Origin of the sequence: Acinetobacter soli (genome assembly GCF_000760595.1) — a bacterium.
Lineage (GTDB): Bacteria > Pseudomonadota > Gammaproteobacteria > Pseudomonadales > Moraxellaceae > Acinetobacter > Acinetobacter soli.
This window is the reverse complement of the sequence record NZ_BBNM01000004.1, coordinates 29,585-50,032: the sequence shown is the minus strand read 5'-3', so window position 1 is coordinate 50,032 and position 20,448 is coordinate 29,585. Positions and strand designations below refer to the sequence as shown.

General features: G+C 39.9%; 20 protein-coding genes. 6 read left to right on the top strand and 14 right to left on the bottom strand.

Annotated features, from left to right (window positions below; translation table 11 throughout):
• The first annotated feature begins 11 nt into the window (after positions 1-11).
• Positions 12-758, top strand: coding sequence for an SDR family oxidoreductase (locus Aso01_RS06165; protein WP_004937442.1), 747 nt, complete (start codon positions 12-14; stop codon positions 756-758).
• Positions 759-818: 60 nt separating this feature from the next.
• Here the strand turns inward: Aso01_RS06165 and Aso01_RS06160 are convergent, their stop codons facing one another.
• Complete coding sequence (locus Aso01_RS06160) at positions 819-1,262, bottom strand: GNAT family N-acetyltransferase (RefSeq protein ID WP_004937445.1); 444 nt, start codon at positions 1,260-1,262, stop codon at positions 819-821.
• Positions 1,263-1,383: 121 nt separating this feature from the next.
• Here Aso01_RS06160 and Aso01_RS06155 point away from each other — a divergent pair, with 121 nt between their 5' ends.
• The gene (locus Aso01_RS06155) at positions 1,384-1,983 is read left to right on the top strand and encodes a uracil-DNA glycosylase family protein (protein ID WP_004937447.1); all 600 of its coding nucleotides are present in this window, start codon (positions 1,384-1,386) and stop codon (positions 1,981-1,983) included.
• A gap of 2 nt (positions 1,984-1,985) precedes the next feature.
• On the opposite strand, the gene Aso01_RS06150 is transcribed toward Aso01_RS06155, so the two are convergent.
• A complete protein-coding gene (locus tag Aso01_RS06150) occupies positions 1,986-3,470 on the bottom strand; it encodes a phospholipase D family protein (protein WP_228127997.1) in 1,485 nt (494 codons plus the stop codon).
• Positions 3,471-3,732: 262 nt separating this feature from the next.
• Between Aso01_RS06150 and Aso01_RS06145 the strand changes: the two genes are divergently transcribed.
• The gene (locus Aso01_RS06145) at positions 3,733-4,008 is read left to right on the top strand and encodes a metal/formaldehyde-sensitive transcriptional repressor (RefSeq protein WP_004937454.1); all 276 of its coding nucleotides are present in this window, start codon (positions 3,733-3,735) and stop codon (positions 4,006-4,008) included.
• A 13-nt stretch (positions 4,009-4,021) separates the two neighbouring features.
• On the top strand, positions 4,022-5,131 hold the full coding sequence (locus Aso01_RS06140) for an S-(hydroxymethyl)glutathione dehydrogenase/class III alcohol dehydrogenase (RefSeq protein ID WP_004937456.1): 1,110 nt from the start codon (positions 4,022-4,024) through the stop codon (positions 5,129-5,131).
• 48 nt (positions 5,132-5,179) lie between these two features.
• Here the strand turns inward: Aso01_RS06140 and Aso01_RS06135 are convergent, their stop codons facing one another.
• Entirely contained in the window at positions 5,180-6,763 is a 1,584-nt protein-coding gene (locus tag Aso01_RS06135; RefSeq protein WP_004937460.1) for an ATP-binding cassette domain-containing protein, read from the bottom strand.
• Positions 6,764-7,336: 573 nt separating this feature from the next.
• Between Aso01_RS06135 and Aso01_RS06130 the strand changes: the two genes are divergently transcribed.
• Positions 7,337-8,392 (top strand): 3-deoxy-7-phosphoheptulonate synthase, encoded by a 1,056-nt coding sequence (locus tag Aso01_RS06130; protein ID WP_004937463.1) that lies wholly within the window; start codon positions 7,337-7,339, stop codon positions 8,390-8,392.
• 52 nt (positions 8,393-8,444) lie between these two features.
• On the opposite strand, the gene gcvH is transcribed toward Aso01_RS06130, so the two are convergent.
• From gcvH to Aso01_RS06095, 7 genes are all read right to left on the bottom strand, one after another.
• A complete protein-coding gene (gene gcvH, locus Aso01_RS06125) occupies positions 8,445-8,819 on the bottom strand; it encodes a glycine cleavage system protein GcvH (RefSeq protein ID WP_004937465.1) in 375 nt (124 codons plus the stop codon).
• Positions 8,820-8,892: 73 nt separating this feature from the next.
• Positions 8,893-9,918, bottom strand: a complete 1,026-nt coding sequence (locus tag Aso01_RS06120) for a helix-turn-helix transcriptional regulator (protein WP_039909924.1) — start codon at positions 9,916-9,918, stop codon at positions 8,893-8,895.
• A 91-nt stretch (positions 9,919-10,009) separates the two neighbouring features.
• Positions 10,010-10,462, bottom strand: a complete 453-nt coding sequence (locus Aso01_RS06115; RefSeq protein WP_004937471.1) for a MaoC family dehydratase — start codon at positions 10,460-10,462, stop codon at positions 10,010-10,012.
• Entirely contained in the window at positions 10,462-12,309 is a 1,848-nt protein-coding gene (locus Aso01_RS06110; RefSeq protein ID WP_004937474.1) for an ABC transporter ATP-binding protein, read from the bottom strand. The genes Aso01_RS06115 and Aso01_RS06110 overlap by 1 nt, the downstream gene beginning before the upstream one ends.
• Before the next feature lie 152 nt (positions 12,310-12,461).
• A complete protein-coding gene (locus Aso01_RS06105) occupies positions 12,462-13,280 on the bottom strand; it encodes a formate/nitrite transporter family protein (RefSeq protein WP_370685126.1) in 819 nt (272 codons plus the stop codon).
• A gap of 381 nt (positions 13,281-13,661) precedes the next feature.
• Entirely contained in the window at positions 13,662-14,639 is a 978-nt protein-coding gene (gene acuI / locus Aso01_RS06100; protein WP_004937481.1) for an acrylyl-CoA reductase (NADPH), read from the bottom strand.
• Positions 14,640-14,720: 81 nt separating this feature from the next.
• A complete protein-coding gene (locus tag Aso01_RS06095) occupies positions 14,721-15,365 on the bottom strand; it encodes a TetR/AcrR family transcriptional regulator (RefSeq protein ID WP_004937485.1) in 645 nt (214 codons plus the stop codon).
• Between the two features lie 254 nt (positions 15,366-15,619).
• Here Aso01_RS06095 and Aso01_RS06090 point away from each other — a divergent pair, with 254 nt between their 5' ends.
• A complete protein-coding gene (locus tag Aso01_RS06090) occupies positions 15,620-15,856 on the top strand; it encodes a VF530 family protein (protein ID WP_003651786.1) in 237 nt (78 codons plus the stop codon).
• Between the two features lie 117 nt (positions 15,857-15,973).
• Here the strand turns inward: Aso01_RS06090 and Aso01_RS06085 are convergent, their stop codons facing one another.
• The 4 genes from Aso01_RS06085 to Aso01_RS06070 all read right to left on the bottom strand — a co-directional run bounded on the left by Aso01_RS06085 (position 15,974) and on the right by Aso01_RS06070 (position 20,414).
• Positions 15,974-17,326, bottom strand: coding sequence for an MFS transporter (locus Aso01_RS06085; protein WP_004937491.1), 1,353 nt, complete (start codon positions 17,324-17,326; stop codon positions 15,974-15,976).
• Between the two features lie 77 nt (positions 17,327-17,403).
• On the bottom strand, positions 17,404-18,465 hold the full coding sequence (locus tag Aso01_RS06080; protein ID WP_004937492.1) for an enoyl-CoA hydratase/isomerase family protein: 1,062 nt from the start codon (positions 18,463-18,465) through the stop codon (positions 17,404-17,406).
• 25 nt (positions 18,466-18,490) lie between these two features.
• The gene (locus Aso01_RS06075; protein WP_004937494.1) at positions 18,491-19,264 is read right to left on the bottom strand and encodes an enoyl-CoA hydratase; all 774 of its coding nucleotides are present in this window, start codon (positions 19,262-19,264) and stop codon (positions 18,491-18,493) included.
• 22 nt (positions 19,265-19,286) lie between these two features.
• Positions 19,287-20,414 (bottom strand): acyl-CoA dehydrogenase family protein, encoded by a 1,128-nt coding sequence (locus Aso01_RS06070; RefSeq protein WP_004937496.1) that lies wholly within the window; start codon positions 20,412-20,414, stop codon positions 19,287-19,289.
• Between the last annotated feature and the right edge of the window lie 34 nt (positions 20,415-20,448).

Genomic DNA, 20,448 nt, shown 5'->3' with positions numbered 1-20,448 from the left:
ATACTTTTTAAATGGCAAAAACAATACTGATTACAGGTGCAAGTTCAGGTTTAGGCGCAGGCATGGCGCGAGAGTTTGCAAAAAAAGGGTATAACCTTGCGATTTGCGCACGGCGGCTTGAGCGACTCGATGTATTAAAAGCAGGATTGGAGGCACAATACGGTATTATCGTAAAAACCCGATCACTCGATGTAACTGACTACCAGCAGGTATTTGAAGTCTTTAAAGCTTTCCAGCATGACTTTGGTCGTTTGGAGCGAATTATTGTAAATGCAGGTGTAGGAGAAGGACGTCGTATAGGAAAAGGACATTTTGAAGTCAATCGTGCCACAGCAGAAACCAATTTCATTTCAGCTTTGGCACAATGCGAGGCTGCAGTTGAAATTTTTAGACAGCAAAATGCAGGACACTTGGTGGTGATTTCATCGGTCAGTGCCATTCGAGGGCTTCCAAAGCATCTTTCTGCTTATGCTGCCAGTAAGGCGGGTATTGCACATTTAGCAGAAGGTATTCGAGCTGAGTTAATTGATACGCCTATTAAGGTTTCGACCATATTTCCGGGATATATTCGAACAGAGCTGAATGAAGGCGCAAAACATTTACCATTTGAGGTTGATGAAGCAACTGGCTCACGCCTTTTAGTAAAGGCCATCGAAAAAGAACCGGTTAAAGCCTACGTACCGGAGTGGCCATGGCGACCAATTGCATTGGCTATGAAAGTATTACCGCTTAGAGTGGTAAATAAACTCAGTGGATAAATGAAAATACAAAAAGATCGCGCTGCTCATTGAATGCAACGCGATCGGTAGTTGATGAGTTTAATGAAATAATTTTCTGTATTGAATAAAGCCAGAATTGTCTGCGATTCGATCATAGAGCATTCGAGCTTGATAATTGGTTTCTTGCGTGAGCCAGTAAACGCGTGAGCATTTCTTTTCTTCTGCAATCTTATACACTTCTTCGATGAGTTTACGACCAATACCTGAAGCTCGTTGTGCAGGATCGACAAATAGATCTTGTAAGTAACAGTAATTGCCTTCTGACCATGTACTACGATGAAAAATATAATGTACAAATCCAATGATCTTTTGTGATTCATCTTCAATCACTAAACAGTACACCGGTTCTTGTTCTGAAAGAAAACGTGAGAAGGTGCTGCGTGTCACTTGATCATCAATCGATGATTGATAAAATGCTTGATAACCTTTCCAAAGAGTCAACCAAGTCTCAAAATCATTGGCTTCAACAAACCGAATTGTCATTTTAAAGTTACTCACTTTCTTGTATTAACGTATTTAAGACTAAAAATTACGATTTGAACTTGAGAAAAATAAGGCGATGATCAGTTAAAATACCCAATAACTTACTTATATCTTAAGCTTTATGAGCATAGACGAAATTTCACAGATTGAAACACATCCGCTCGCGCCATTTTTACCCGTCAACGCAAATTTATTGATGTTGGGTAGCTTCCCACCTCCAAAGGAACGTTGGAAAATGGACTTTTATTATCCTAATTATCAAAATGACATGTGGCGTATTTTTGGTCTAATCTTTTTTAATAATAAAGATTACTTTTTAAATCTTGAACATAAAAATTTTCATGAAGATAAAATCCGGCATTTTTTGACAGAAAAAGGAATTGCCATTTTTGATACGGCCTATCAAGTAAAACGATTGAAAGGCAATGCTTCGGATAAGTTTTTAGACATTGTGACACCCACTGATCTTGAGCAGTTACTGTGTCAGATTCCAGTGTGCAGCACTATCGTGACCACTGGAGACAAGGCCACCGACACCTTGATGCAGTCTTTTGAGCCATCTACCACAAAACCTGTCATTGGTACGCCCAGTCAAACGATATTTTTACAGCGTAAATTCAATTTATATCGAATGCCATCATCTTCTAGAGCATACCCACTGGCATTAGAAAAAAAAGCACACGCTTATGCAGCACTATTTGAAGCTACAGGCTTGCTCTAGAGTTACATCATCCACTCAATTGGTAAATAAGCCACCCATTTCATAATCCAGCGCTGAAAGCGAGTGGTTTGCGGGTCATGACGATAAACGATAGTCTGACCATTGGCTTGGTGATCGAGCCAGATCAATTCACCTGAAGCATCTAATTTAAGCTCATAGGCAATCACGGGTAAATACTCATCTAAAACCTGTTGAATTTGGGCTTGCAGTGCTTCCGACTCAACCACTAGTCCGACCTCTGTATTGATATAGGCAGATCGAGGATCAAAATTAAATGATCCAATAAAGACTTTCCCATCTACATCAAAAAATTTGGCATGCAAGCTTGAGCTTTTTTTGCCTTTTGCCGGAATGACGCGGCCGGTCATTTTTTCGTACCATGTTGGGCGTGTACGCTCAATAATCGGTTTAAACTCATAAAGTTTGATGCCGTTTTGAAGCAACTCCCGACGATACTGACTATAAAATGCATGCACAATCGCCACGTCGTTGGCGGCAAACGAATTGGTCAGCACGCGTATATCGACCCGCTTCTGACTCAATTGACCCAAATAATCTGCACCGGCTTGAGTAGGGACAAAGTAAGCCGATACCAGCTCCAGATGCTGTTTTGGATGGCCCATGAGTGCAAAAATCTGATTATAAATCAGCTCTTGACCTTTGGCCGTCCGTGAGATTTTCTTGGGTGAGTCGGCTACAAAATGTGCTTTGGCCCAATTTACAGTATAACCTTGTTTTAAGAGCTGATTTAGCTCTGCTTGCGCGTCATTGATTTTATCTTCAGTCGGCGTATCAATACGTTCATTTTCTTGGTAGGTTTGACGTAAATTGATTAAATCTTGAGGTGTAGACGTTTTTAATATATGTGTTGCATTGACGGAGCGGGAAGACGTCCAAAAATTTTCAAAAGTCTGCTTTGCTTGCGCTGCTGCCGTGCCGTAAAACAGAATATCTAGATCAGTGAACTGAAACTTGTAGCTGGCTTCAAAATATTCACTACTGATATTGCGTCCACCTGTTACAGCAATCAGATCATCAGCAACAATGAGCTTGTTGTGCATGCGGTGATTAATCTCATATGGCCGCAAGACAAAATCTAAAGCTCTAAAACGTCGAAATCGATAGGGATTAAAAAATTTAAACTCAATGTTTGGATGTTGTGCCAGCGCCTGAATTGTTGAATCAAGCTGTGTACCGTTTTGATCATCAATCAAAAGCCGAACTTTTACACCGCGATCTGCTGCCTTGAGTAATTCGTGAAGCATTAACTGACCCACAAAGTCATTGTGCCAAATGTAATACTGCAAATCGATCGTATGTTTGGCCTTTCGAATCAGATAAATCCGTGAGGCAATACTAATAAAGGCATCATCGAGTGCAACATAGGCCGTGAGGCCTTGCTGAATCTTTTGTTGGGCAGATGGATCGTTAAGCCACGTACTTTGTTCAATCAAATTTTTCTCGCTTTGTGAAGCTTGTGATCCCATCGAGATCAAGCTAAAACTTAAAATCAAAAAATATCTTAAAAAGTTTTGAGTTTGATGAATCCACCACATGATATTTTCCAGAATTAGAACATCAGTTTATATTTTTATTGTCAATTCAACGCTATTTTCATCTTAAGCATATCAAGTCAGACATCAAGGATCAAAAATTTCCGTTCTTCATAAATAAATTTCTTACAAGTTTTATATTTTACTTATTACTATACTTGGGTATAGTATATGAATCAGTGCAAAGTGATTGTTTATGCCAAAGCAAATTGAAGACAAGAAAAAAATTATTCTTCGTGTAAAAAAAATTCAGGGCCAAGTGCAGGCCATTGAGCGCGCGCTTGAAGGCGATACGGCTTGTGCCGATATTCTTCAGCAGATCTGTGCGACACGTGGTGCAATGAATGGCTTAATGAATGAAATGCTCGAGGTACATTTGAAAGATACGCTGGTTGCTGGCGATACCACCGAGCAAGAACGAAGTAACGAGCTTGTCGAAATTAGTAAGATCTTAAAATCCTATTTAAAATAATCAGGAGATACACATGAAATCACGTGCGGCCGTAGCGTTTGGACCGGGACAACCTTTACAGATTGTAGAAGTCGATGTAGCACCACCTCAGGCAGGGGAAGTGCTAATTAAAGTGACACATACAGGCGTGTGTCATACCGACGCTTTTACTCTTTCAGGTGATGATCCTGAAGGTGTATTTCCTGCCATTTTGGGGCATGAAGGTGCTGGTGTGGTAGTCGAGGTGGGAGAGGGTGTCACCAGTGTAAAACCGGGAGATCATGTAATTCCACTTTACACAGCAGAATGCGGTGAGTGCCTATTTTGTAAATCGAATAAAACCAATCTGTGTGTATCTGTTCGTGCAACACAAGGTAAAGGTGTTATGCCAGATGGCACCACGCGTTTTTCTTATAATGGAGAGCCAATCTATCATTATATGGGTTGCTCAACTTTTAGTGAATATACGGTGGTGGCTGAGGTTTCACTGGCGAAAATTAATCCTGAAGCCAATCATGAACAAGTGTGTTTACTTGGATGTGGCGTCACAACTGGAATTGGTGCCGTACACAATACAGCAAAAGTACAAGAAGGTGATTCTGTTGCCGTATTTGGTTTAGGCGGTATTGGTCTGGCTGTGGTTCAGGGTGCACGTCAGGCCAAAGCTGGACGAATCATTGTTGTAGATACCAACCCAGATAAATTTGAATTGGCTAAAGAATTTGGTGCAACAGACTTTTTAAACCCAAAAGAATACGACAAACCGATTCAGCAAGTGATTGTTGAAATGACAGGTTGGGGTGTAGATCACTCGTTTGAATGTATTGGCAACGTCAACGTAATGCGTTCTGCTCTAGAGTGTGCACATCGTGGCTGGGGACAGTCTGTGATTATTGGTGTTGCGGGTGCTGGGCAGGAAATTTCAACTCGACCATTTCAGTTAGTGACCGGCCGTAAATGGATGGGAACTGCCTTTGGTGGTGTAAAAGGTCGTAGTCAACTGCCAAAAATGGTTGAAGATGCGATGAAGGGTGATATTCAACTTGAACCTTTTGTCACTCATACCATGCCACTCGATGAGATTAATCATGCATTCGATTTGATGCATGAAGGTAAATCTATTCGTAGTGTCATTCATTTTTAAGACTTCTGGTCTGTTAAATCCAACTCAAGGCTTAGGTACAAAATGTACTTAAGCCTTTATAACATCTGACATATGAATTTCTTGGTGAATACTACATTGACGAACGAAATCCACATCATGTGAGACTAAAATAACAGCACCTTTAAAATCGCGTATTGCACATGCAAGTAGCTCCCTTGATACAATATCGAGATAGTTTTCGGGTTCATCCAATAGTAATAGATCAATTGATTCAGCAGGATAGGCAAGAGCCGTCAGTGCCACTTTGAGTTGTTCTCCGCCACTTAATTGGCCAATAGGTCTGAGTGTGCTATCTCCCCGCAGACGCAACTGACCTAACTTGTTTCGCCAGAATCCTTCGTCATATTCAGAATTCAGTAAACGTAAATTTTCTACGGCAGAATATCTTGAATCGAGGAAACTAAATCTTTGGTCAAGGTACAAACAGCGCGCCCGTTTAAAAAAAAGAGAATCATCAGAAGTATGAAGACGAGCAATCAAATGTAATAAGGTCGATTTGCCAGCACCGTTCTCACCACATAGATGCAATTTTTCATGTGCTAGTAATGCAAAATGAAAGGTTAGATTGCAGTGGTATGGATGTAACACACCATTAAGACGTACCAATTCTCCTGATTGGGGTTGGGTAGATGAAAATTCGAATTGCTGCGCTTTGATGACTTCAAGTCGAGAAGTTTTGTCTCGTAGCGCCTCTTTCTGAAATTCAAGCTGACGATGCTGCTGTCGAGTGATCTGTCCTAACTGTTGATCGGCCTTATTTTGTTTAAAATCTAAAATTACTTTTGCTTGGGAGCCGCTATTACGTTTTTTCTTTGCAGTGCTTTGCTTTTTTTGTTGCTTCATTAATGTTTCATGCTGCTTGATCGTTTGCTGCTTAAGCTCTCGTTTGTGTTGATTAATCGAAAGCTCAAGTGCAGTTTCAACTGTATCTGTAATTTGCTTGTAATGGGCATAATTTCCACTATGTGCATGCAGGCCAAAATTATCCAATGCCAATATATGTTGCATTTGATTGAGTAGTTGTCGATCATGACTCGCTACAAGTGCTCCCATAGGATGCGCCAGTAAGCTGGAAATTAACCAATCGCGACCAGATGCATCGAGATGATTACTCGGTTCATCCAATAGCAAATAGTGATCTTTTAAATTAAAAAGTCGACATAAGGCCAGTTTAGTTTTTTGTCCTTCACTCAAAGCTGTGACCGGAAAGTCAAATGCTGTGGTTAAACCCGCTTTACTCAATTGCTCTTGCCAGTATTGAGGCAAATTCCAGTTACCTTCAGCCAGATCATAATCTTCAAATGTTGCTTGCCCGCACTCGATACGTTTTAAGGCTTTGAGGGTATCTTCAATCTGTAATACTTGCGCGATCGTTTGATTAGTGAGTTGATGTTGTTGAGGTAAAAAAGCATAAGCACAGTTCCAAGCGACTTGTCCGGTAATATTTTTTTGAGTTAAAAGACATTGTAAAAGTTGACTTTTTCCCTGCCCATTACGTCCAATTAAGCCTGTTAGCTTGTGTCTATTCAATTGGAAATCAAGTTGATCAAAGAGAACTGTAGAACCAAGTTCAAAATGAAGTTGATGAATAATACATGCCTGTTGGGTCATAAGACCTCCAAAAAAAACAGGATGTACAAAAGTAGAGCCAAGTGAACCATGAATAGATATAGCGTTCTATTTTGTACATCAAATAAAAATGACGTTAAACAAAAAAGAACTTAATTCATCGGCAGAGACTCGAGATAAAGAAGGGTATGGCTAGATATTAATCAATTAAGAACATGCTCGTCAATTAATTATTTTTTACTAAAACACTTGTCAAATGTTTTGAGTCCGCGTATGTTAGAGGCAAGATACGTTTTACCTGATTGAAACAGACATGTTAAAACAACCTGTACATCACACTGCTTATTTTTATTTTTGGCAATATAGATAGTTGCCTGTTTGCATTCGGGCAACAAAAAGGTTGCCCTTCAAGTTAATACCTGATCGGCAACCCCGATCAGGTTTTTTTATGGCTGTTTTATTTAACTTTTTTGGAGAATACATCATGTTTAATTTCAACTCGACTTATTTTAGCAACGTTTATTGGTTTTACTTTAGCCAGCAATCTCAATCCAATAGTCCCACATCGCTCAAATAAAAGATCGGACTGAACGACTCAGTCCAAAGGAAGTTACAATGAACGCGCTAAATAATCTGATTGAAAAAACCACTTCAAAAGAAATCGAACTTCGTTTACCACAACAAATAAAAGCACAATATCCGCTCTCATCGCCACTTGTGAAGCAAATTGCCGAGCACCGTCAAACCATTGAAAATATTTTATCGGGTCAAGATCCAAGACTATTGGTGATTACTGGGCCTTGTTCGATTCATGATCCAGTTTCTGCATTGGACTACGCATCACGATTAATTGAATTACAACAACAAGTGAAAGACCAGATTTTTCTGGTGATGCGTGCGTACATCGAAAAACCGCGGACCACAGTAGGTTGGAAGGGTTTTATGTACGATCCGGATCTCGATGGATCGGCTAATATGCAGCGTGGTATTGAGCAGTCACGTGCTTTATATCTTGATATCATTGAAAAAGGTCTACCAATTGCCAGTGAAATTTTAAATCCAATGGCTACAGCATATTTTGATGATTTGTTGGCTTGGGGAGCAATTGGCGCACGTACCAGCGAATCACAGATTCATCGAGAAATTTCGAGCCATATGCCATTTGCAATTGGTTTTAAAAATGGCACTGATGGTTCAATTCAAATTGCATTAGATGCGATTCAGTCGGCGAAAAATGAACATCAATTTTTTGGGATGAGCCAATCAGGTTTACCTGCGGTGTTGATGAGCAATGGAAATCGTTTACCCCACCTGATTTTACGTGGTGCAAACAAAGGACCAAACTTTGATCTTGACGCAATTGATCAAATGAAATTAAAGCACAATGGCACATTGCCTGCGTTGGTGATTGACTGTAGCCATGGCAATAGTTCAAAAAATCCATTGAATCAGCCACAGGTATTGGAACAAATTATTTTAGAGCGTTTAGAAAGCAATGTACGTGGCGTGATGCTTGAGAGTCATTTAGTGGATGGTCAGCAGAAAATCTCTTGTGACATGACGTATGGGCAATCAGTAACGGATGGTTGCTTGGGGTGGGACAAAACCGAGCGCCTACTTTTGCGCGCAGCGCAGCAATTGAATGCACAGCAGTTACTCGAATCGGCATAAGCAATAAAATGCAAGGCAGGCACTACTTTAGAAGAAGTGCCTGTTTTTTATGTTATAAACCTGCTTCGTAATCTGTATTCGATAAAAGATTATCTACATCCGACAGGTTGTCTGGTTTGATTTTATAAATCCAGCCTTTAGCATAGGGCTCATCATTAATAAAATCAGGATCATCTTCAAGTGCGGTGTTGACTTCAACCACAACACCAGACACCGGCGCATGAATGTCAGAAGCCGTTTTAACCGACTCAACTACACCTGCCTGTTCACCAGCAGTAACACGGCTACCCACTTCAGGAACTTCAACATATACAAGATCACCTAGTGCATCTTGAGCGTGATCGCTAATTCCTGTCACAACCAAATCGCCTTCGATTCTGGCCCATTCATGAGTACGTGCATACTTTAATTCAGAAGGATGGTTCATAACAGCTCCTCACAATCCTAAAGTTCAATATTTTTGATAGCGGTTATACAGGTTTTTTAAGCAAATGAAAAGCTTATAGATAGGGGTCTTTGCGCCAGTTACTTGGACTTCGTCCACTCCAGCGCTTAAACGCACGGCTAAAATTGGCAACATCTGAATATCCAAGTTCATCTGCGATTTGCTCAAGACTGTAATCGGTTCGAGACAGTAGCGAGGTCGCGTGTCGATAACGTACTTCATCAACCAGTGTCGAAAATGACGTACCTTCGGCTGCAAGTTGTCTTTTAAGGGTACGATCAGACATGTGCAACAGTTCGGCCACACTCTCAATACTCAAATAATGTTGTTCGGAGTTGGTCAAAATATCACGTACACGCATGGCTAAACGACGACGTTCACCCAGAGCAGACAATTCACTTTCGCATTGATTAATCGCGATTTGACTGGCAATCGGATCTGCATTGACCATTTTTAAACCAAGATATTGTTTATCAAAGCTTGAAATCAGATGTGGTTGATCAAATCGCATGTTGATGGCCATTTTATTTAAATATTTTTCAAATCCAAAGGGCTGTTCAAAATCCAGATCAACTTCACCGGTTAAATCATCACGCCCAGTGAGTGCTCTGGCCATGCTCATAATACCGATGGTCAAACTTAAAATAATTTCTGTGCGTAAAGGCTCTAAATCAAAATCACATTGCAATTGAAGAGTAGCCTTTGGGCCGAAGGTAGAAAAGTAAAGCTGTAAAAAGGGCATACGAAGCTGAATAAATCGCGTTGCCAAAGCCAGTGCATCGGTAATGTCATTTGCAGTCATGATGGCATAACCGATAAACCCATGAATAGAGATACGCATCTGATGGCCAAGGTGGTATCCCAGTGTATTTTCACCGGTAAGACGTAATGCATGTTTCACCAGTTCATTGGCGATATGAATGGGAATACGATACTCCGGATCTGCAAGCTGCTCACTGGTCAGATGAAAAGGAGCAAACAATGTCTGATCGTTGTATCCCCATCGAGACACAACGTCTAAAAGTAATAGGCCATAAACACCAGGTATTCCTTGATCCTGACGCGCTGAATTTATTTTCATTCCTAATCCGTTATGCGTATAGACTACAGTCATCCGTTTGTTATAGTTACATGAAAATTATTTTAAAAAATAAAAATTGTCAGACAAAATTTTAACTAATGACTGAATTATCTCGTTTGAAGACAAGAATTTTGGTGGTTGAAATGAGTAATACATCGCCATGTTGATTAAGTGCTTGTGTGATGTAGCTCACGATACCACGATCTGGTTTGGATTTTGAAGGGGTAATACTGGCGATTTCAACTTCGACATGCACCAGATCACCCACACGCGTAGGACGTGGCCAGCGCAAACTGGTTTCAGAGCCAATGAGACCACCTGCAACCTGAAAGCACTCAGTCCATAAACGCATCACCACCGCAGAGGTGTGCCAACCACTGGCTGCCAACCCCTGAAAGACAGGATGCTTCTGTGCAGCTTTTTCATCGAGATGAAAAGGCTGAGGATCGTAAAGCTGGGCAAATTGTGTGATTTCTTCAAGGGTCATTTCATAATCACGACTAATAAAACGATCACCCACTTTAAGATCTTCCAGATACAACATTATTCTTTTTCCTCTGTTTCTAATTCATCGACCAAGAAGCCACCTGTTTGTCGTTTCCACAAATGTGCGTATAAACCATTTTGGGCGATCAGTTCGTCGTGGGTTCCTTGCTCTACAATATGTCCTTGATCTAAAACAATCAAACGATCCATTTGGGCAATTGTAGATAATCGATGTGCAATTGCAATCACTGTTTTATCTTCCATGAGCGCATCTAAACTCGATTGAATGGCTGCCTCAACTTCCGAGTCTAGAGCACTCGTGGCTTCATCTAGAATTAAAATCGGTGCATCCTTTAAGAATACACGGGCAATTGCAATTCGCTGACGCTGTCCACCAGAGAGTTTAACACCACGTTCACCGACATAAGCCTCATAGCCCTGACGGCCGCGTAAGTCACTTAATTGTGGAATAAATTCATCCGCTTGCGCTTTAGATACAGCATGGAACATTTCTTCATCTGAAGCATCTGGCTTGCCGTATTTAATATTTTCAGCAACAGTACGATGCAGTAACGAAGTATCTTGCGTGACTAGGGCTATGTTGGCGCGTAGGCTGTCTTGAGTAACGTCGTTGATATCTTGGCCATCAATTAAGATTCGGCCTTGATTCAGCTCATAAAAATGCAGTAATAATTGAATCAAAGTCGATTTACCCGCACCAGAGCGGCCCACCACACCTATTTTTTCACCCGGACGAATGGTTAAATCAAATTGGCTGATCACGTTTTTATCTGAATAGGCAAAACTGACATTTTCAAAACGAATTTCACCTGATTTTACCTGTAATGGTTTGGCATCTTCTTTGTCTTGAATACTTACCGGCCGACCCAAAGTACGCATACCATCTTGAATGGTGCCTACATTTTCAAATAGCATAGACATTTGCCACATCATAAACTCAGACATGCTGTTGAGTTTTAAAATCATGGCTGTGGTGGCAGCAATCACACCCAGTGCAGCTTGACCATTGAGCCATAACCAGACAGCTGTTCCAATCACACCAATAAATAAGACTGCACTTAAAAACGTGGTACTGATTTCAAACTGTGTACCCAAACGCATCTGACGAAATACAGTCTCCATAAACTCGACCATGGACTGTTTCGCGTATTTGCTTTCACGGCCCGCATGTGCAAATAATTTAACCGTTTGAATATTGGTATAGGCATCGGTTACACGGCCAGTCATCACTGCGCGTGCATCCGCCTGTTGTTGAGATACTTTAGATAAACGCGGAATAAAGTACCATGCACTCAAAATAAAAAGCCCTAACCATAGCGCTAAAGGAATCAGTAAAATTGGTGAAATAGACCCAAGTACTACACTGATGGTAATAAAGTAAATGGTGACATAAACCAGCATATCACCCAAAATCATCCAGAATTCACGAATAGCCAATGCAGTTTGCATCACTTTGGCAGACAAACGACCAGCAAAGTCGTTATGGAAAAAATCGATACTTTGCTGAAGTAACAGATTATGAAACTGCCAGCGCAAACGCATAGGAAAGCTGCTGTATAGAATTTGGTGTTTAACAATCGACTGTAAACACACAAAAAAGATATTGGCGAATAAAACACTGGCCAAAATAGTCAGGTTCTCAGTGTGCCGGTCTAAAAAATTACCTGGCGTACTGGTACTGAGCCAATCGACCAGATGACCAATTTTTGAAAATAAAATTGCTTCAAAAGTTGCGGCACCGGCGGTACACAAAATCAAAATAAATAGAAAAGGACGTACGCCTTGTGTCGATTTCCAGATAAATGCAAAAAAACTGCTAGGCAATGGTTCGTTTAAACCACGAGTAGGATAGGGGTCTACGAGTTTTTCAAACCATTGCAACATATATGTTCCTAAATATTAGCGTTACATGAGCTTATTATAAGTAATATCGATTATTTTAGATATAAGCAGCTAAAATTGTTATACATACTTTAAAATTACAGTATTTAATGATTTTAAGCTGACTTATTGATACTTAAGATTGTAAGTAATTATTATTCCTCTAATTCTTCATTTACTTGACCATAAATTAACAGGGTGAAAACACCTGTACCACCTAAAATATTACCAAGCGTGGTTGGAAGTAAGAACTGAAAACAAAACTCACTCAGAGAAACCTGACCTTGCCAAACCAAATACGCAACTTCAACAGAGCCAACAACTACATGGGTAAAATCACCTAAACCAATCAGATAGGTTAATAAAAAAATCAATAAAATCTTATTGTTAACAGAAGGTAACATCCAAACTAGTGCAGCAATGAGTAAACCAGACATTGTACCTTTAAGAAAGTTTTCCCAAGCAGAAAATGAAGCAACATGATGCGCAATCTCATTTAGTGCATGATCTACTTCAGGCGTAAATAGTGCTGTTGTGAGAAAAAATAGACTCGATAAAAAAGTTCCGACCACATTGGCAGTAATAACAATACTCCAAAGCCGACCCACGGCTTTAAGTTTTGCGAAGCTAAAGGGTTTAAATAACGGAATGACAGTTGTGATGGTATTCTCTGTGAAAAGTTGCATGTGTCCTAAAATTGCAATAATAAATCCGATGGTATATCCAATATTCGTGACTAAATCTTTCCAAACAGCATCTACCGGTAAATAAGAACCAATTACAGCTTTAAACACGAAGGAAAAACTCATGACTAATCCAGCTGTGATACCAGAGAAGATGAGTGCATTTAACGGACGACTCAATTCTTCAACACCATCACGACGGATAATTTCATAGACCAGCCGTGGTGATAATTTTTCTTGTTCCTCAACGGCTAATTTTTCTTGCCAACTTAGCTTAGGATCAATTTCCATTTCAGCTTTAACTTGTTTTCGTTCAGCATCACTCATTTTTTTCATCCTTGTATTTAGTCATATACTTATAGTTGGTCAGCGCAATTTGTGAAGCGTTTCAATTTATAGATTAAACCAAAAAAGAAGGAATTACGTGAGGAAATTAGAACGTATAGATCACAGAAAACTCTAGGATAATAAAATACATATGATTTCGCATAATGTATATTATGTTAAATAGAATATCTAAGACTGTGGCCTACACAATACTGTTTGTTGCCACAGATCAGCAACGTGAATTATGATCGTATAGATTCACGTTGCTGAGTATCCTAATGAACATAGTACAAGTTATGCAGAAATCCTTTGACCAATATATCTATAACTACAAATAAATTCGAATTATAGTTTTACAACAACTCTCCCTCGAACTTTTCCATCTAAAATATCATTTGAAATATTTAAAGCTTCTGTTAACTGAATTTCAGTCGTTACTGTTTCCAATTTCGTTTGATCTAATTCTATAGCTAAACGTTCCCATGCTTCTTTTCTTAATTCAATTGGTGCCATCACACTATCAATTCCATATAAGGTAATCCCTCTCAGGATAAATGGAGCAACTGTCGCTGGAAAGTCCATTCCACCTGCCAAGCCACACGCAGCGACCGCACCACGATATTTTGTACTAGCACATGCATTGACTAAAGTTTGGCTTCCAACAGTATCAATCACACCAGCCCAAATTTCTTTGTTTAATGGCTTTCCTTGTGAAGATAATTCAGCGCGATCAATAATTTCACTTGCACCTAAATAGGTTAAATACTCTGACTCTTGAGGTCGACCAGTTGAAGCTGTAATCTCATAACCAAGATGGTTCAAAATAATAATCGCAATACTACCGACACCACCATTTGCACCTGTTACTAAAATTTTCCCATCACTTGGTTTAAGACCATGCTTTTGCAAAGCCATAACACACAACATTGCGGTATAACCTGCTGTACCAATAATCATGGTATCTTTAAAAGAAAAAGCAGAAGGTTTCTGTATAAGCCAATCGCCTGAAACAGTCACTTGTTCAGCTAATCCGCCTGAATATTTTTCACCAACACCCCAGCCATTTAATAGAGCTTCATCGCCTTTTTTCCATGCTGGATGTTTTGATTCAATTACAACACCTGAAAAATCTATCCCTGGTGTTAGTGGAAAACTACGCACTACTGGAGAGCGCCCAGTAATGGCTAAAGCATCTTTATAATTTAGTGTTGAATATTTAACTTCAACTCTAACCTCTCCTTCTTCTAAAGTCTTTGATGCAATCTCTGTAATTTTTGATGTGTAACCTGCATCATCTTTATTAATTACGATACCTTGGTACATAGAATTTCCTCTCTATTTAATTAGACTGCTTGTCTAGAATTAATTAAAAAATAAATACAGACGTCTGCATTTATTTTTTAATTAAATTTTTACGTGATTTTGTTGTTTTACAGCTAAAGTAAACAAGCGATAAAATGCATCTAAGGGACTTGTTGATTTGACCAAACGTGCTCTTAGAACTGCACCTTCCCACCCAATCCAAAACTGATAAGCAGCTTCATCACAATCAGTTACGCTATATTGTGAATTTGACCGATATAAAGAATCTGAAACCAGTTTCTCCCATACCTTAAAGATACTTTCAATTCGAGCGATGATCTCTGGTGGCAAATACGAAACTTCTTGTCCTAAGTTACCTAAAATACAACCTCGTTTAAAATCATATTTTTCCAGTTTTTCACCGGCATCTTTTACAAAATTTTGCAGTCTTTCTAATGGGGAAAGATCAATTTGACTTAAAAACTTATTCAACCGCTTCACAAAATAAAGTTCATAAGTATCTAGAACTTCTAAAATAAAAGCTTCTTTATTTGCAAAATAATGATAGAAAGATCCTTTAGGAACTTGGACTGATTTCATGAGATCGTCCAAGCTCATAGCATTCATTCCACGTTCGGTTAGTAACTCGATACCTCGGCGGATTAACACTTCTTTAGTGTCTGCATAGTTACAACCGTGTTTGGTTGGTCGACCACGTGGTCTTTTGGGTAAGGAAGAATAATTCATAAAATAAAAATAGACTATGTGACTAGAAATATCAACAATAAAATTATTTGATTGAAATTTTATCTAAATAGCATCTGTTTCTTTTCTGGGAGAACTTAATCTTTATGTAAATGTACTCAAAAACTCTATGGGTTTATGAACTCATTTTTGAGAAGCTCTAATTTTCTATGTTAATTACGTTTAAATTCTAAACCTCTCATTTTTCTATTTGCTCAGGTTATAATAATAGCCTTCCCAAACGTGATTGATCTATTATGAACGCCTCCAATGACCCTCTACATGGCAAAAAACTTGCTGACATTCTGGATGAATTATTGGATTACTATGGTGGCTTTGAGGGTTTGAGTCGTAAAATAGAAATTAGATGTTTTTGTATAGATCCAAGTGTTAAGTCATCATTACGATTCTTACGTACTACTCCATGGGCGCGTGAAAAAGTTGAAAGCTTATATTTGTATGTCTTACGCCAAAAAGCCAAACAGAAATCGTAACTATCAGAATTGTAATGCCTTCACTGATCTATTTATAACAATGTCTCAGCAACGTGAATCTCCACAATCATCATTCACGTTGCCAAACATTCAAAACGACATAGTGCGTGTTTTGTATTAAGGTCGAGATAAGTCAGTTTTTGTTGTATTGTTTATAGTTGCTTTAGTAGAACGAATAGATAACTTGTCACGCTTCATAAAACAAGTACAGAAAATCGCAAATATTGCCATACCTATAATATAGTTAATAATTAAATGAGGACTTCCCTCGCCTATACTCAAAAGCTTGGTCGCAATTAAAGGTGCTAAGCCTCCACCAATAACGCCAGCAAACTGCACAGAAATTGAAATACCACTGTATCGGATTTCAGTTGGAAATTGTCGAGCAAACAACTGAGATTGCGGTGCGTACATGAGTGGGAAAACCACACCAATGGCCAATACAATTGCAAGCCAAACCAGAAAAGGATCTTTGGTATCCAACATACTAAAGAATGGATAACAATAGAGTGCGAGTACCAATAAGCCAGACATAAACATATTTCTTTGGCCTACTTTATCAGACAGATGTCCAAATAAAGGAGTCATTATCATAATCAAGCCACCTCCACAAATTGTGGCAAATAGAATATCTTGACGCGCAATGCCAAGTTTAGTGGTGGTATAGGCAAGTGCGAAGGTAGAAGCTATATAGAACCATGCATTTTCAGCAGCGCGGGCAAAAATAATGGTAAGAAGCTCTTTAGGATGATTTTTGAAAACCTGCAAAGCCGGTACTTTAATTTCTTTTGCCTGATCCTTCACTTTTTCAAAATCAGGGGATTCTGGTACTTTAACTCTTATATACCAACCCACACCGAGTAAAACAATACTGATCAGAAATGGGATTCTCCAGCCCCAACTAAATAATGCAGCCTCTGGTAGCATAGATACCAGTCCTAAAGCAATTGATGCAAGCATGAGTCCACCACCTGCACTGGCTTGAGGTAAGCTTCCCCAAAATCCTTTGCCGCCTTCGGGTGCGTGTTCAACTGCCATTAAAACTGCGCCAACCCACTCTCCTCCCATAGCCATACCTTGAATAAAACGCAATATCACCAGACACACTGTTGCCCAGTAACCGATACTTTCATAGGTAGGTAATAGACCAATCAGCACAGTGGGAATACCCATCATTATTAAAGTAGTTAACAACATCGCTTTACGGCCAATTTTGTCTCCAAAATGGCCAAATACAATTCCTCCCAAAGGTCGACCAATAAAACCGACGGCATAAGTGGCAAATGCAGCCATGACTCCCATTAATGGATCTAGATTTGGAAAAAACAGTTTGTTAAAAATTAACGCAGCCGCAGCACCGTAAATGAAAAAGTCATACCATTCGATGGTTGTTCCCACCATACTCGATATACCCGCCAGACGATGTGAAGGCTTTTTACTTTGAGCAGATGATTCTTGTACGTATTTCATTGTTATTTATCCCTCTTATTCTTTGAGCGGTGTCATCCGTGACTCGCTTTGTTATTTAAAATAAATTCCATCTATTTTTAACAAAGCGAATCTTTATGTTGCTTACTCCATACTGGCCAGAATTTTTCCAGTGTTTTTTTAAATTCGGTATTATCAGTTTGCCACTTCGGATTTTTGTCTTTATCGACAATCAATGCTCTTACGCCTTCAATAAAATCTCCTTGCTGTAACCAGATATCCTGCAAGCCGCGTTCTAACTGCATACATTTTTCAAGCGAAAGATTTTGACCAACCTGCTGTAACTTCAAACTGATTTGTTTTGCCATTTCAGGACGTTGCTCTAAAATCGCTTGCATTTTCTTGATCCAGTCCTGATGAAGAGTATCGTTGGCATCGGCTAAGCCCTGCTCAATTTCATTAATGTCAGGATAAGAAAAATACTCATTAATCAGGTCGATATGTTGTTGTAATTCGCTTTCTTGCGGATGAGTGATAAATGAGCTAATGATGGTTCGGATTTCTACCGGATTGAGAATGGGTGCAACACTTAATGCGTGTTCTAGCGCGACAAAATGCTCACTTGGCACATGATAATCCACCAGATCCAGATATAACGCATCACTGCTACTGATCTGTGCTCCAGTGAGCGCCATATACACACCAACTTCATCGAGTCTGGATAGAAAATAAGTCGCCCCAACATCTGGGAAAAAGCCAATCGCCGTTTCCGGCATAGCGAAACGCGATTTTTCACTGGTAATTCTGATATGACAGGCCTGAGCAAGCCCAAAGCCACCACCTAGCACATAGCCATCCATCATGACGATGACAGGTGTTGAATAATTACGTATTGTACTGAGCATAGTATATTCAGTAGCAAAAAAATCTTGGTATTGCGTATTTCCAGCCTTATAACTGTCATACAGATAGCGTATATCACCTCCTGCGCAAAATGCTTTCGCAGCGTTGGATTTGATGAGCACAGCTTGTACTTGCGAATCCTCTCGCCATTGATCGAGCTGCGCCTGAATACCACGAATCATCTCTAGAGTTAAAGCATTTAAATGGCTACTACGGTTTAAACTTATAATGCCTAAAGCACCTTCGCTTCGAATTTCCAAATCGTCATGATCATTCATTATTTTTTTCCTATTCGAATATTTATTATTGATGGATAAATTTGGCAGGACGTTTTTCCACAAAGGCCTGCATGCCTTCTTTTTGATCATTACTGGCAAAAATGGAATGAAAAACACGCCGTTCAAAACGTAAGCCTTCAGCCAAGCTGACTTCAAAGGCTCGATTGATCGATTCTTTAATCATGAGCAGAGCTGGCAAAGATTTTTCAGCTATTTTTTCTGCCGCTTGTAAGGTTTGTGGTAAAAGTTCTTCTCTGGTAAATACTCGCGCCACCAAGCCGCTTTGCTCTGCCTCTTGTGCGCCCATTTGCCGTGCAGTCAAACACATCTCCATGGCTTTGGCCTTGCCAATGGCCAGAGTTAAGCGCTGAGTACCACCAATACCGGGCAATACACCTAAAGTGACTTCTGGCAGACCAAATTTTGCATTATCGGCACAGTAAATAAAGTCACACATCAGTGCCAACTCACAACCACCGCCTAAGGCATAACCACTGACTGCGGCAATAAGAGGCTTACGTCGCTGAGCAATTCGATCGGCCAGACTAAAAAAATCATCGAGATAAATATCTGGAAAAGTTAAATCGGCCATTTCTTTAATATCGGCACCGGCAGCAAAGGCTTTTTCCGAACCTGTAATCACGATACATCCGATCGTTGGGTCTTTTTCAAGCTGATCCAGCGCTTGATTGACTTCGATAATCAGTTGGTTATTGAGTGCATTAAGTGCCTTGGGCCGATTTAATGTAATCAGTTCGACCCCATTTCTTTTTTCGAATAAAATCGTTTGCCATTGCATGATAAAAATCCCTTTTTATTTGTTATAAGCTGCGTGCAATTACCAAGCGCTGAATATCGCTTGTCCCTTCGTAAATCTGACAAATTCGGGCATCACGATAAATGCGTTCTATTGGAAAATCCTTTAAATATCCATAGCCACCAAAAATTTGTAAGGCTTTAGAACAAACTCGTTCAGCCATTTCCGATGCAAATAATTTGGCCATAGAGGCCTCAGTTAAACAGCTTTCACCGGCTTCTTTTTTTCGTGCAGCAAAATGAACCAGTTGGCGCGCCGCCTCGATCTCGGTGGCCATACTGGCCAGCCTGAAAGAAATGGCTTGTTGCTCAATAATGGCTTTACCAAACGCTTCGCGTTCATGTGCATAGCGTGTGGCTTCTTCCAAGGCAGCTCTAGCCAAACCGACTGCTTGTGCAGCAATACCAATCCGACCGCCTTCCAGATTGGCAAGTGCAATTTTCAGTCCTTCGCCTTCTGCCCCTAATCTTAAGCTTTCATGAATTCGCACATCGGTTAAAGCAATCTGACAGGTATCTGACGCATGTAAGCCTAACTTTTCTTCGACTCGTATCACTTCATAACCAGGGGTATCGCGAGGTACCAAAAATGCACTCATTCCCTTTTTGCCTGCTGCCGGATCGGTTACTGCAAAAACAATAATTACGCCGGCGTTATTTCCAGAGGTAATAAATTGTTTGGCACCATTAATCACATAGTGATCGCCGTCTTTTATTGCACGGGTCTTAATTGCAGCAGCATCTGAACCAGTGTGTGGTTCGGTCAAGGCAAACGCACCGATCATTTCACCTTGGGCCAACGGCTTTAAATATTGTTGCTTTTGTTGTTCTGTTCCAAATTTATAAATCGGTACACAACCAACCGAATTATGCACACTCATAATGGTAGACGTTGCGCCGTCCGCTGCTGCAATTTCTTCTAAAGCCAGTACATACGCTAGCGTGCCTGTATCAGAGCCGCCCCATTGTTCTGGAATAAGCATTCCTAAAAATCCTAACTCACCCATTTGGGCGAGTGTAATTTTAGGAAATATACTTTTTTGGTCCCAATCGCTTGCGTATGGCTTGATCTGTTCTTGAGCAAAATCTTTTGCCATGTTTTGAATCAGTTGCTGTTCTTCCGTAAATTGCATAGAAGAGTATCCTGTAATTTAAATTTTTTAATAT